Annotated in this window: 13 protein-coding genes; 6 read left to right on the forward strand and 7 right to left on the reverse strand. The window is 28.2% G+C overall.

The features are described 5' to 3' along the window. The first annotated feature begins 77 nt into the window (after positions 1–77). The 5 genes from spo0A to DW911_RS00725 all read left to right on the forward strand — a co-directional run bounded on the left by spo0A (position 78) and on the right by DW911_RS00725 (position 5062). A complete protein-coding gene (spo0A, locus tag DW911_RS00700) occupies positions 78–881 on the forward strand; it encodes a sporulation transcription factor Spo0A (RefSeq protein WP_118431001.1) in 804 nt (267 codons plus the stop codon). Positions 882–910: 29 nt separating this feature from the next. After that, entirely contained in the window at positions 911–2086 is a 1176-nt protein-coding gene (locus DW911_RS00705; RefSeq protein WP_118607352.1) for a DNA polymerase IV, read from the forward strand. A gap of 616 nt (positions 2087–2702) precedes the next feature. Then, positions 2703–3596 carry a site-specific tyrosine recombinase XerD gene (xerD, locus tag DW911_RS00715; protein ID WP_118607353.1) on the forward strand — a complete coding sequence of 298 codons (894 nt, stop codon included), beginning with the start codon at positions 2703–2705 and terminating at the stop codon, positions 3594–3596. A gap of 4 nt (positions 3597–3600) precedes the next feature. Next, positions 3601–4782: a phosphopentomutase gene (gene deoB / locus DW911_RS00720; RefSeq protein ID WP_118607354.1), complete on the forward strand. Its 1182-nt coding sequence runs from the start codon at positions 3601–3603 to the stop codon at positions 4780–4782. A 13-nt stretch (positions 4783–4795) separates the two neighbouring features. Continuing rightward, entirely contained in the window at positions 4796–5062 is a 267-nt protein-coding gene (locus tag DW911_RS00725) for a hypothetical protein (RefSeq protein ID WP_118431011.1), read from the forward strand. Between the two features lie 135 nt (positions 5063–5197). Here the strand turns inward: DW911_RS00725 and purF are convergent, their stop codons facing one another. From purF to DW911_RS00750, 5 genes are all read right to left on the reverse strand, one after another. Next, positions 5198–6616, reverse strand: coding sequence for an amidophosphoribosyltransferase (purF, locus tag DW911_RS00730; RefSeq protein ID WP_118431013.1), 1419 nt, complete (start codon positions 6614–6616; stop codon positions 5198–5200). Between the two features lie 67 nt (positions 6617–6683). Beyond that, complete coding sequence (locus DW911_RS00735) at positions 6684–8414, reverse strand: GNAT family N-acetyltransferase (protein ID WP_118431015.1); 1731 nt, start codon at positions 8412–8414, stop codon at positions 6684–6686. Positions 8415–8495: 81 nt separating this feature from the next. Then, positions 8496–9860 (reverse strand): PFL family protein, encoded by a 1365-nt coding sequence (locus DW911_RS00740; protein WP_118431017.1) that lies wholly within the window; start codon positions 9858–9860, stop codon positions 8496–8498. Between the two features lie 14 nt (positions 9861–9874). Beyond that, positions 9875–10147 (reverse strand): ACT domain-containing protein, encoded by a 273-nt coding sequence (locus tag DW911_RS00745; RefSeq protein ID WP_118431019.1) that lies wholly within the window; start codon positions 10145–10147, stop codon positions 9875–9877. A 107-nt stretch (positions 10148–10254) separates the two neighbouring features. After that, the gene (locus DW911_RS00750) at positions 10255–10572 is read right to left on the reverse strand and encodes a PTS sugar transporter subunit IIB (protein WP_118431021.1); all 318 of its coding nucleotides are present in this window, start codon (positions 10570–10572) and stop codon (positions 10255–10257) included. A gap of 149 nt (positions 10573–10721) precedes the next feature. Between DW911_RS00750 and DW911_RS00755 the strand changes: the two genes are divergently transcribed. Continuing rightward, a complete protein-coding gene (locus tag DW911_RS00755; protein ID WP_118607355.1) occupies positions 10722–11261 on the forward strand; it encodes a metallophosphoesterase family protein in 540 nt (179 codons plus the stop codon). Between the two features lie 25 nt (positions 11262–11286). On the opposite strand, the gene DW911_RS00760 is transcribed toward DW911_RS00755, so the two are convergent. Together DW911_RS00760 and DW911_RS00765 are read right to left on the reverse strand one after the other, a co-directional pair. Continuing rightward, entirely contained in the window at positions 11287–11628 is a 342-nt protein-coding gene (locus tag DW911_RS00760; RefSeq protein WP_118431025.1) for a helix-turn-helix domain-containing protein, read from the reverse strand. A 127-nt stretch (positions 11629–11755) separates the two neighbouring features. Then, the gene (locus tag DW911_RS00765) at positions 11756–14068 is read right to left on the reverse strand and encodes a peptidase U32 family protein (protein WP_118607356.1); all 2313 of its coding nucleotides are present in this window, start codon (positions 14066–14068) and stop codon (positions 11756–11758) included.

Consider the following 14068-nt stretch of genomic DNA (forward strand, 5'->3'; position numbering starts at 1 on the left):
TTTTTTATTATCTATAAAAAATAATTATGAGAATTTATATAATGTTTTTGTTGGTAAGAGAAAAACGGAGGAAAATTATGGAAAAATATAAAGTGTATTTATTAGAAGAAAATAAAGAATTATTGGACAAAATAAAAAAAACAATAGAAGAAGATGAATTATTCTTAAGTGTCACATCTTGTACCAATGCCTTAGAATGTATAAATCATTTAAGTAAAAATCAGTACGATTTGTTTATTATAGATCTCATGACTTCTCAATTAGATGGAATTGGTGTATTGGAACGTATTAATGCAATAAATAAAAATGCATATAAAAAAGTTGTCTGCATGACAAATTTTACAAATCTTATTATTTGTGATGCTTTAGAAAAATTAAATGTAAGTTATTGTTTTAAACAACCTTTTGATTTTCAGTACTTTATGTCTACTTTAAAGAAAATTATGATTAACCAAAATCAACATTCTGTTGATATGGAATCAGAAAATAAAAAATATCAAAAAATTAAGATTGAAAATGAAATTACTGAAATATTACATGAAGTAGGCATTCCTGCTCATATTAAAGGATATATGTATTTACGAACAGCTATCATGACTACATACTATAATATTGAAATATTAGGGCAAGTAACAAAAGTATTATATCCTGATATTGCTCGTAAATATAATACTACATCTTCCCGTGTCGAAAGAGCTATTCGTCATGCAATAGAGGTTGCTTGGAACCGAGGTAATACAGAAGCTATTGATGATATATTTGGTTATACAGTGAGTGCCTCTAAATCAAAACCAACAAATTCCGAATTCATCGCAATGATTGCAGATAAGTTACGTCTAGCTCACAAAACAGCTCTTGCAAATAAACATCATTATTTATAAAATAATGTATAGAAAGTAGGGGATGAATCTTGCAAATTATATTTCATATCGATTTAAATGCATTTTATGCAAGTGCTGAAGCATCAGTTGATCCCTCGCTTATAGGAAAACCGGTTGTCATCTCAGGAATGAACAGAAGAAGTATTGTTTCCACCGCATCATATGAAGCCAGAAAATATGGCATTCATTCTGCTATGCCACTTTTTCAGGCTAAACAATTATGTAAGAATTTGATTATAAAACCTGTTAATTTTGACTTGTACCGACGACTTTCTAATGATTTTTTTACAATAATTAGAACATATAGTTCTATTATTGAAATTGCAAGTATAGATGAATGTTATGTCGATATGACAGATTATATTAGAATAAATCAATGTCAACCTTATGATCTTGCTTTAAAAATTCAAAATCATGTTTATCAATCACTCAAGCTCAAGTGTTCTATTGGAATAGCACCTAATAAATTTTTAGCAAAAATGGCCAGTGATATGAAAAAACCAATGGGAATAACTATATTGACTAAATATAACCTTAAAGAGTTAATGTGGCCTCTTGATATTTCTGATATGTATGGAGTCGGAAAAAAGACAGTACCTAAATTAAAGAAGGTGGGCATTAATACAATTGGTGATATTGCCCAATATAAAAATTATAACAAATTAAGAACTGTAGCTGGGAAATACGCACTTATTTTATATCGTAAAGCAAATGGTATTGACAATCAAAAGGTCCATGTTAATCGTGATGATTTAAAATCAGTAGGACATTCTACTACTTTACAATATGATAGTAATGATACTGATCAATTATATGAAATTCTTAATCATCTAGCAAAAAGAGTATCATTGCGGGCTAAAAAAAACAATCTTGTTTCTAACTCAGTCAGTATTACAATTAAATATAGTCGTTTTGACACTGTTTCTAGACAAACTATTCTTCAGGATTATATTAATGATTATGAATCAATAATATCTACAGCTAAATATCTTTTTGATTCAAATTATAACGGCCAGCCTGTAAGATTATTAGGTATATCTTTAAACAATACAATTAATATCAATGATCAAATTGTACAAATTTCCTTATTTGATCATCAACAAATTAAAAAAAAAGAAAATACAACCCGTGATTTTATTCATAAATTAAATAAAGAACATCATTTAAATTTAAAAACTGTTGCAGATACTTTAAAAAGAAAATAATTACCGAATAAATTATAAAAAGACATCATAATGTTTACTGGGAGGTAAACTTGTGATGTCTTTTAAAAAAAATAAATTAATCTTATATATACATCAGTTTATTATCTTAATGATTATATTTTCTATCTTGTTTGCCATATATTTTTTATTTAATAATAACGGGAATTTATTAAATTATTTATATGAGCCTATATTTATTTCTAATAATCATCATTATCAGCTCTATTTAGTTCATACAATAGGCTACATAATTCTTTTAACTATATTTGCCACAAGTTATTTGGGTATACCATTTACTTGTCTTTTGATAACTTATCGAATTCTTGCAATTATTTATAGTTTGGCAAAAATAGGAACGATTCAACTTAATTTATATTTAATATTTGTTATAATTATTCCTCAGATTATCCTTGAATTACTCATCACTTATGTTACTTCTTTTTATAGCATAAGATTCTCTCTACAGACATTCTTACTAAATTTTGTTTTTCAAGAAAATTATCGTTTTAAAGAATTAATTAATTATTTTTTAAATGATTATATAATGAGTATTCTACTTGTATTTATTTCAATAGTGATTAAAATATACCTTATATAAGGTATGAAAGAGGTATTTATGAATAATCAAGAACTAATTAATCACTTTCTTCAATATTTAATTGTTGAAAGGGGCCTAAGACATAATACAATACAAAATTACAAACAAGACTTAACAAAATTCGTTAAATTTATAGAAACAGAATGCAAGATAACATCTATAAATGATGTGAAGCGCGAACATGTACAGCTATTTTTAAAACATGAAGATCATCTAGCAAAAAGTACAATTTCTAGAGAAATTACTTCACTACGAATGTTTTACAAATTTTTAAAAAGAGAACAACTTGTAGAGATAAATATGATGTCTTACTTTGATCTTCCTAAACAAGCTGATCATTTACCAGTAGTCCTTTCTTATGATGAAGTTACACGTTTGCTGGATTCCATTGAAATGAAAGATTTTAAATCTGCAAGAAATAGAGCAATGGTTGAACTATTATATGCTTCAGGAATTCGTGTTTCTGAACTCATTCAAATTAAATTATCTGATATCAATCTTAATCAAAATGATTTAAAAGTAATTGGAAAAGGTGATAAAGAACGGATTGTGCCTATTAATAATTATGTTAGTCAAATTATTCATAAATATATAGTTGATTATCGTAATCCTTCTTTGCAATTTGAAGATAATCCATTACTTTTTTTTAACAACAAAAAACAAATGATTTCTCGTAGATCATTTTATAACACACTAAGAAAAATAGCAAAAGAAGCAGGCATAACAAAAAATGTATCACCTCATACTTTAAGACATAGTTATGCTACCCATTTACTTGAAAATGGGGCTGATTTACGTTCAATTCAGGAATTATTAGGACATAGTGATATATCAACAACAACAATTTATACACATGTTTCAAATTCAAAATTAAAAGAAGACTACAATAAATTATTTAAAAAAGGAGATTGATTTTATGAAATACAAAAGAATATTTTTAATCGTGATGGATTCACTTGGCATTGGAAATGCATTAGATGCCAAAGATTATGATGATGTTGGTGCTAATACATTAAAACATATCTGTGAAAGAAATAATGGATTGAATGTACCTTACCTAGAAGGGTTAGGATTAGGATCATTGGGCCAATTTAAGGGAATTTACCCACTACATAATCAATTAGGTTATTCCTTAAAACTCAATGAAGCATCTAATGGAAAAGATACAATTACAGGCCATTGGGAAATGATGGGATTAAAAATTACAAAGCCCTTTGTTACTTTTACTGATACAGGATTTCCAAAAGAATTTATTGAAGAATTCGAAAAAAGGACAGGTAGAAAATGTGTAGGAAATATAGCGACAAGTGGAACTGAAATTCTAGATGTATATGGTGAACATCAAATGAAAACAGGCGATTGGATTGTATACACTTCATCAGATTCAGTTTTCCAAATAGCTGCGCATGAAGATATTATTCCTTTAAATGAACTTTATGATGCATGTCAAATAGCAAGAGAAATAGCAATGGATGACCGCTATAAAGTCGGTCGCATTATTGCTAGACCATACATAGGAAAAGGGAAGGGAACTTTTAAAAGAACTTCTAATAGGCATGATTATGCACTTAAACCATTTTCCAAAACAGTATTGAATAGTTTAAATGATGCACAATATCATGTTATTGCATTAGGAAAAATATCTGATATTTTTGTAAACGAAGGAATTAATGAATCAATTAGAACAATAAATAATGATGATGGTATGGACAAGTTAATCATGGAAGCAAAAAAATCATTTTGTGGTTTGGTGTTTTTAAATTTAGTCGATTTTGATGCAGTGTATGGTCATCGTAGAAATCCTATTGGATATGGACAAGCTATTGAAAAATTTGATCAACAATTATTTGAATTTATGAAATATATTAATTCTGATGATTTAGTTATGATTACAGCTGATCATGGCAATGATCCAACTTATAAAGGAACTGATCATACTAGAGAACAAGTCCCACTTATTATTTATAACAAGGAATTTAAGAATCCTTGTCAACTACCAACCATGGATACATTTGGTATTATTGGCGCAACAATTGCTGATAACTTCAATGTATCATATAATGGTATCGGAAAATCAATTTTAAATATGTTAGATTAATGGAGTACAATAAATGGAAAAAAAAGAATTTAATAAACTTTTATTATTATCAATGGGAGCCTATATAATTGCTGGTTTTATGTTTGCAATTGGCTTAATTATGAAGCAAACTGTGCTTTTAATTACTTTTTATATTATCGCTGCAGCATTAATGATATCAGGAGTAATTGCTTTATTTAATAATTACAAGAAAAATAAAATAAAACTTTTGTTATTTTTATGTATTATTGGTACTATTTTATTTATCCTTATAAGTACTGCGATGATTGCATCATTATAGAAGAAGATTTCTCTTCTTCTTTTTGTTATGCCACTTTTATAAGTGGCATAATATACATTATGCGAAGTAAGATATATTGAACGGAACCTCCATTTATAATAAAACAAGGAGCAAAAAGCTCCTTGTGTGCAAACTCTACTTTTCATCCTTATTAGCTTTATCAAACGAATCATATAATTTAGTAACATATTGTCCATTGAAACATGATAAACATAATCCACATGTATGTTCTTTTTTAAAATGAATAGACTTTCTTAAACCATCTTCACTAATAAATGCTAATGAATCAGCTTGGATATATTTACATAGTTCATCAACATCCATTTTATTTGAAATAAGCTCTTCTAAAGTCGAAGTATCAACCCCATAAAAACATGGGAATTTTATTGCTGGTGAAGCAATACGTACATGTACTTCTTTTGCTCCCGCTTCTTTTAATAATCTTACAATACGCTTAGAAGTAGTTCCCCTAACAATTGAGTCATCAATCATAATCACTTTTTTATCTTTTACAATTGAAGATACAGCAGATAATTTCATTCTAACGCCCTGTTCTCTTAATTCTTGAGTTGGTTGAATAAAAGTACGCCCCACATATTTATTTTTAACTAGTCCCATTTCATATGGAATTCCAGAAGCTTCTGCATAACCAATAGCTGCAGAAATAGATGAATCAGGAACCCCTATGACAACATCTGCTTCAACTGGTGATTCATAATACAATTGTTTACCAGCAAGTTTTCTAGTTGTGTGTACATTAATTCCATCTAAAGTACTGTCTGGTCTAGAAAAATATATGTATTCCATTGCACATATCTTATCCACTATCTTATCTTGTGTATAGATTTTGGAAAGTAGTTGTCCATCTTTTACTCTTACAATTTCACCTGGTTCAACATCTCTTACATATTGTGCACCAACAACATCTAAAGCACATGTTTCTGAGGCAAAAACATAAGCACCATTTGGCATTTTACCAATAGATAATGGTCTTAATCCGTATTTGTCTCTTGCAGCATATAAACGATCTTCAATAAGTATTAAAAAAGCAAACGCTCCATCTAACATATCTAAAGATTTGCAAATACGATCAATCATTCGACCACTCTGTCTTTTAATTAAATGTCCTAATACTTCTGTATCAGAAGATGAAGAAAAAATGCTTCCTTCTTCTTCTAATTTTCCCCTTAATATATTAGCATTAACTAAATTTCCATTATGACATATACTCATTGAACCATTTAAAGTTCTAAATAAGAATGGTTGTACATTAGCAATACCACCTCCACCGGCAGTAGAGTAACGCACATGCCCTATTGCAGCATCACCATCCAATTGATCCATTTTTTCAGGATTAAAGATTTCTGTAACTAATCCTTCTCCTTTATGTATTTTAAATTTTTTTTCACTATTGACAGTACATATACCTGCAGCTTCTTGTCCCCTATGTTGTAAACTATGTAATCCATAATAACAAATATTTGAAGCATTCTTATTACCAATTACGCCAAAGACACCACATTCTTCATGTAATTCACGATCTTCTAGTATCATTTTTAGTCTTCTTCCTCCTCATGTAAAAATATTTTATAATGCTTGAAATTTATAGTCAATGAATTTTTTAATAGATTTCATTGATATAAAGTGGACTTTTTGTTTTTAAAGAAAAATTAGCAAGCATTTGACAATATGGTTTACTATTCCATTCAACATCAATAGATTCTGGTAAATCAAATTGGACAACTTTATATTTTTCAAGAAGAAAATTAATAATTGGCACTATATATTTTTTTTCAGTATAAATAAATTCTGTAATAATAAGTTCATTACGATTTATTTCATACTCTATATATCCTATTAATTCGTTATCAACTTTAATGAATTTTAAATTTCTATTCAATGATTCTAATCTTGGAATGAAGTAATTTCGATAATAATTATTGTCTCTTACATAATATCCATCATATTGTTTACAATGTCTTTTATAAAGCATTAATAAGTTTTCTTCTTTTTCTTTAATATCAACATCATCAATAAATATAATATCTTTTAATTCCTCATTATCTATAACCTTATCTGCCCTATAATGAATATTGATATAAGTGTCTTTAAATCCTAAATGATGATATATTTCAGGTATGTATGCTTGTAACATCACTTGTTTATTTTTAAAATCATTATCTAAAACATAACGAATCATCGTATTCATACAGCCATTGTGTCGGAAAGCTTTTTTTACAATAACACCTAAAATAAAATACACTGATTTAATTTTATCATGTTCAGAAATAGTAAATGGCCTAATTTGCATACAGCCAATAATCTTTTCATTATTTTGTAGTAGATATGTATTTTCTTTTTTATAAAGGTGAGAAAAATAAAATTGTGTAGATAATTGATCTTCATCCTCAAATGTGTTTAACCAGTTCGATTGAAGTAGATTAAAATCAGAATCTTCAGCCTTTCTAATACGCAAATTTTTTTCAATAATTGTGTATTTTTTTACCATGTGATCAGGATGTAAATCCATTTTTGATTTTCTTAAACTTTCAAGTCCCATATCCTCCTCACGGTTAACATAAAGTGCATCAGGATAGTTATTTTGTAGAAATAATTGACCAATAAGTACATATAAACCTCTAATATTTTTATTTGCCTTTTCAAAATGAATCTCAATAGTTTGATGATATAATTCTGATCCAATAGCAAATGCTTCTATTTCATTATTAATATAAATACAACCTGTTTTTAAATGAAGCTCATGACGATGAATTAAAGCATACATAATGGCAATGTATTCTGATTGTATAGATTCTTCATTATCTTTTGAATCATCCCATTTTCTTAAACATTTTAAAACTGCATCAATATCGTGGTCTTCTATTTCTTTATAAATATAATCTATATTACTTTTTTTAAATGCATTAAGATGATTTCGCCTTTTTTGCATTTTTTTACCTTTTAAAGTCATTAAATTTTCTTTTAGGTAGACATAGTCAAAGTTATTCCTGTCTTCTATACAAAGAAGTTCAGAATGATTAATTTTTAATTTATTAACAAAATCTTCTGTTGCTACCTCAATTTTAAAAGAAAAATGGTTCTTATTTGCATAGTTTTTCATGTACTCTATTGCATCATCAATATACTTTGATTTGCAAAAGGGCATTGAAAAAAAGCGTTCATTTCCATAAGTATGAAGCATCACCAAGAAATGTTCTTCTTGATGATAAAAAATATTGTACTCATGATCCCATAGCATCATATTAACAAAGTTGCTATTATAACCATCATACTGTGCTAAATCTAAATAATATTTGACTGTTTTGTAATCATTCAATGTTAATTTTTTCATAAAAACCTCTCTTAACAAAACACATTATAGACTAATCTTTCATAAATATAAAATAGAATGCAAAAAAAATTAGGCATTTGCCTAATTTTTAAAACTATGTATTGGTGCAGGAATACGTCCCCCACGATTAATAAATTCAGCACATCCAAATTTGTTAATTGGCATGATTGGTGCATAACCTAACAAGCCTCCAAATTCAACTGTTTCTCCAACAGTTTTACCAATTACTGGAATAATTCGAACAGCTGTTGTTTTTTGATTAATCATTCCAATTGCCATTTCGTCAGCAATAATTCCAGAAATAGTTGTATTAGCAACATCACCAGGAATAGCAATCATATCTAATCCAACTGAACATACACATGTCATTGCTTCTAATTTTTCAAGAGTAAGTGCACCATTTTCAACTGCGTTAATCATTCCTTGATCTTCACTTACTGGAATAAAAGCACCAGATAGCCCGCCAACATAAGAAGATGCCATTACACCACCTTTTTTAACTTGATCATTTAAAATGGCAAGTGCAGCCGTTGTTCCTGGAGCACCCACACTATCTAAGCCCATACCTTCTAAACAATCAGCAATACTATCACCAACTGCTGGTGTTGGAGCTAAAGATAAATCAATAATTCCAAAAGGAACATTCAATTTTTTTGATGCTTCTTTGGCAACTAATTGGCCAACACGTGTAATCTTAAAAGCAGTCTTTTTGATAGTTTCACATAACTCACCAAAATCTGCACCTTTGCATTTTTCAATTGCATTTTTAACAACACCTGGTCCACTAACACCAACATTAATAATACAATCAGCTTCACTTACACCATGAAAAGCTCCTGCCATAAATGGATTATCATCAGGTGCATTACATAAAACAACTAATTTAGCACACCCAATTGAATCATTTTCGGCAGTAAGTTCTGCTGTATTTTTAATAATATCACCCATAAGTTTAACAGCATCCATATTAATTCCTGTTTTAGTTGAACCTACATTTACAGAGCTACATACGTAATTTGTTACTTTCATTGCTTCAGGAATAGATTCAATTAATAGTTTTTCAGCAGGTGTCATTCCTTTTGAAACAATTGCACTATATCCACCAATGAAATTCACTCCCAATTCAATAGCACATTTATCTAATGTTTTTGCGATTTTTACAAAATCACTTGTACTATGACAAGCATTTGCTCCTACAAAGCCAATAGGAGTAACTGAAATTCTTTTATTAACAATAGGAATTCCATATTTTTTTTCAATTTCTTGACCAGTAGGTACTAAGTTTTTTGCAACACGCATAATCTTTTTATAAACATTATCACATAAAACATTAATATCATGATCCATGCAATCCAACAAGCTAATACCAAGAGTAATGGTTCTTACATCTAAGTTTTCTTGTTCAATCATCTTATTAGTTTCAGTAACTTCGAATAAATTAATCATATTTCCTCCCCATATTAAATACGATGCATTTTGTTAAAAATATTTTCATGTTGTAATTTAATGTTAACACCAATTTTTTGACCTAATTGATCTAAATCTTCACATACGTTTCCAAAATCTTTATCCATTTTAGATAATTCTACAATCATCATCATATTAAAATATCCTTGTATAATTGTTTGTGAAATATCTAAAATATTAATATTGTTATCAGCAAGAAAAGAACAAACTTCAGCAATAATCCCCACTTGATCTTTTCCTACGACAGTAATAATCCCCTTTTCCATAATGTGTCCTCCTTAATTTTTAGATATTATACCATATTGTATACAATAAAAAAAGTCTCTTTTTTTTTAACAATAAAAAAAGGATGCATCTAAGCATCCTCATTAGATTATTCACCTAATAATTTTAAAGCGTTTTCGAATACAGCTTTACCATTCATTGTTCCATAATCTCTCATATCGATTACATCAACAGGGATTGGTCCAGCTTTACGTCCTGCTGCTAATTTTTCAATTGCAGCTTTTTGGAATCTAACTTGAGGTCCAAGTAAGATACAATCTACTTCTTCTAACACTCTTGGTGCATCTGAAAAAGGTAAAGCAAAGATTTTACATTCGTAATTTGCATCCTTTGCTGCTGCTTCCATTTTTGTAACTAATAAACTTGTTGACATACCTGCCGAACATACTAATAAAATGCTTTTCATTTTTTACACTCCTTTTTTTAACCTGTATTTATTTTACCAATTATTCTTTATATTGTAAACACTTTCTTAAAATTTTTTTCTCATTTGGAAAATGACATTTCTTGTTAAAAGAGTATAATTAAAGTGATAGTATAAAAAGGAGAAATATGATGAGAATTCTACTAATAAGCGATACCCATATGTATAATGAAAAAATGGATCATATTTTAGAACATGAAAAATACGATATAGTCATTCATTGTGGAGATATTTCTGTTGATGAAGATGATCCACATCTAAAAAAAATGCTTGTAGTTCAAGGAAATCATGATCAGTCATTTTTACCTATTACAATTAAAAAAAACATTGATGGATATCATTGCTTAATTACTCATGGGCAAAAATTCGATGTTTACCGTGGTTACGATAAATTGTCTCAATATATGGATAATAACGATCTACAAATATGTTTTCACGGTCATACCCATGTTCCCACATATATTCACCAAAATAATGAAATATTTATTAATCCTGGAAGTGTCATGATTAATCGAGCAGAATATGGATTCGGTACCTATGCAATAGTAGAAATTCATCAAAAAAACATCAATGTAGAATTTCATCACGCAGACACTTTTGAGATTGTAGATATGAAAATTATTAATGAAGGAATGAAGATTCTCGAAGAATTTAAAAAATTACTAAAATAAATGGACTTGATTAACTCAAGTCCATTTATGCATTTCGTTTGTTTCTTTCATCATTTCTTTTTCGTTTATATTCAATAATAAACATAACTTCTTTTAAATCTTCATCAGGAAGTTCAGTTAATAAACGTGCTATATTAGCGATATTATAATAATCATATTTTTTCCCACTCATAATTTCTTCTACACTTCTGCCATATAGATTTGAAAAAATTTTCAATTCACCAACTGTAATATCACGTTTACCATTTTCTATATCTGAAATAGCTGAATGAGGAACATTAAGATGTGCGGCAACATCCTTTTGTGTAAGATGTTTAAAATTTCGATATGAACGTAATCTTTTAGCTAATTCTAAATCTATTGCCATATAATTCCTCCTAAATTCTTTATACCTAAATTTTAGCATTTTCAAAATTTAACTGCAATTAAATTTTGAAAAAATATAATTAATTATGCATTTTTAGATATATAATTTGTAAAAAAGAAAAACAGGATTAAAAATATCCTGTAAATGTGTTTAGATTTGTCGTATTGATTACTGACCTATTATTAATAATATGATCATATCTATTAATAATCTTTTTGATATCATCAAATGCCTCATTAGTAAAATTTAAAATGATTGCATCTGCATTAAAATAATCTAATTCATAACATTCGAGTGTCTTATAATGCAAAATATAATTATTACAATATGTGTCAGTAAGAATATCAAATAATTTCCCTTTACGATCTTTTAATTGATATGTACCATGTTTACATAAATTACACTTATCAACTTTTTTCCCTAAATAAAATTGACTTATAATACAATGTTTCATATTCATATTTGTAATTTTTCCATAAGCAATAAAATAAGATTTTTGAGTAGTATGAATATTATTGATTTGTTTTTCCGTCATTTCATAAGGTATCACAAAATCATTATTTAATGCTTCTATCCCATAATCGTTGCATAGGTTGAAATTATTGCTTAAAATCACTTTCTTTTTTTCCTTTATTAATTGCAATGCACCATAATCGCTAACAAGTACCTGATTAAACAAATTAAACAAATCAGATTCGATAAATTCATTTAAATCATCTTGCGAGTATAAATAAGGTATATATGGTATGATACGATCATCAATATTATCCATCTTATTCAAAAGAAAAAACGGAATAAATACATGATGAACTTGATTTAAATCAATAGCACTATATTGTTTTAAATTTGAAATCATAACATTAAGTTCTTTTACTTGTTTTCTTTTCGTGAGTTTTTTATCTAATATGACGTGAACTGATTCTTGATGCTTATTTAATTTCTTTTGTTGAAACTGTGCGATAGCTTCTCTCCTTAAGTCATTTAAAGATTTAATCGGAATAATGCCATTATCACAAAAATCAATTGTAATTTTATCTAAATGGTAAATTGTGTTTCCTAATTTAGATAACTGTTGTTTAATTCTCTCAGTTGATAATGGCGTTTTTAAAGCCTTTTCTATTGTTTGTGTAGTGTGCACCGTTAAAGACGTCGAATCATCATATACAGTTAAAGTCAAAGGCTCATTAATCTTACCGATTACTTTCATAGAAATAGGTAAAGAAATATTTTCATGTTGAATATATTTTTGTAATTCTTTTTCATATACATAATCACTTATTTTATAAACATCTTGTTTTATATCAATTTCTTTATTTAATTCAATTTCAATAATATCATCTTTATATGCTTCATTCACCAATAAACGCTTTTTAAACATCTTTGTCACTGTACGTGTCAGTTCTTCTTTAGGAAAATAAAGACGATCATTTTGATGAATTAAATTTGTTAAACGTAGTATAAGTTTTTTTTCTTTTTTATTGTATCTTACTATTTGTGCAACTTTAACACCTCTATTTCCGGGAATGTCTGATGAAACAAAATTTTTGTCATTCCATAAAAATCCACCAGTAAATCCACGATTAAAGATCTTCATCATATTATTTTTGGCTTGTTGAGTATCTATAGGTTGATTTTTGTAATAAGCATCTATCGCTTGACGATAAGAAGAAACAACACTCGCTACATACTCTGGCTTTTTCATTCTTCCTTCAATTTTAAAAGATTTAACACCCGCTTCAATCAATCTAGGAATATGATCAATAGAACATAAATCTTTAGGTGAAAGTATATATTTATTTTCATTATGCTCTATTTTACCATTTTTTAAAAACTCATACTGTAATCGACATGGTTGCCCGCACGCACCCTGATTACCACTTCTTTTAGCAATCATACTACTCATCAAACATTGACCAGAGTAAGACATACAAATTGCACCATGAACAAAAACTTCAATGTCAATGTTTGTATCATGGCAAATATCTTCAATTTCATCTATTGATGTTTCTCTAGCAATGACAACACGATCAACATTTTGACTTTCAAAATATTGAACACCAGCTTTATTTTTGACACTTGCTTGTGTAGAAATATGAATTTCAAAATGGGGAAAGTATTTTTTTACAAAATAATACAATCCCATATCTTGAATAATCAATGCATCTACATGAATAGAATATAAATAATTGATGTATTCTAATAATTCTTCAAATTGAGAATTTTGGTATAAAATATTTACTGTCACATACAATAGAACTCGATGTAAATGACAGTATTCGACTGCTTTTTTTAATTCATCACGATCAAAATTGGTAGCATAGGCACGAGCACCAAAAAGCTGTCCACCTAAATAGACAGCATTTGCACCAGATTGAACTGCAGCAACCATTGCTTCATAACTACCGGCAGGTGCAAGTAATTCTATCTCTCCTTTTCTCAT

It is taken from the genome of Erysipelatoclostridium sp. AM42-17 (assembly GCF_003480255.1).
Lineage (GTDB): Bacteria > Bacillota_I > Bacilli_A > Erysipelotrichales > Coprobacillaceae > Faecalibacillus.

Excerpts from the sequence above, each read along its gene's own strand:
- DW911_RS00755 (WP_118607355.1), top strand. The coding sequence starts at position 10,722 with ATGAGAATTCTACTAATAAGCGATACCCATATGTATAATGAAAAAATG.
- DW911_RS00745 (WP_118431019.1), bottom strand. The coding sequence starts at position 10,147 with ATGGAAAAGGGGATTATTACTGTCGTAGGAAAAGATCAAGTGGGGATT.
- DW911_RS00735 (WP_118431015.1), bottom strand. The coding sequence starts at position 8,414 with ATGAAAAAATTAACATTGAATGATTACAAAACAGTCAAATATTATTTA.
- DW911_RS00740 (WP_118431017.1), bottom strand. The coding sequence starts at position 9,860 with ATGATTAATTTATTCGAAGTTACTGAAACTAATAAGATGATTGAACAA.
- spo0A (WP_118431001.1), top strand. The coding sequence starts at position 78 with ATGGAAAAATATAAAGTGTATTTATTAGAAGAAAATAAAGAATTATTG.
- DW911_RS00760 (WP_118431025.1), bottom strand. The coding sequence starts at position 11,628 with ATGGCAATAGATTTAGAATTAGCTAAAAGATTACGTTCATATCGAAAT.
- DW911_RS00750 (WP_118431021.1), bottom strand. The coding sequence starts at position 10,572 with ATGAAAAGCATTTTATTAGTATGTTCGGCAGGTATGTCAACAAGTTTA.
- xerD (WP_118607353.1), top strand. The coding sequence starts at position 2,703 with ATGAATAATCAAGAACTAATTAATCACTTTCTTCAATATTTAATTGTT.
- purF (WP_118431013.1), bottom strand. The coding sequence starts at position 6,616 with ATGATACTAGAAGATCGTGAATTACATGAAGAATGTGGTGTCTTTGGC.
- DW911_RS00765 (WP_118607356.1), bottom strand. The coding sequence starts at position 14,068 with ATGAGAAAAGGAGAGATAGAATTACTTGCACCTGCCGGTAGTTATGAA.
- deoB (WP_118607354.1), top strand. The coding sequence starts at position 3,601 with ATGAAATACAAAAGAATATTTTTAATCGTGATGGATTCACTTGGCATT.
- DW911_RS00725 (WP_118431011.1), top strand. The coding sequence starts at position 4,796 with ATGGAAAAAAAAGAATTTAATAAACTTTTATTATTATCAATGGGAGCC.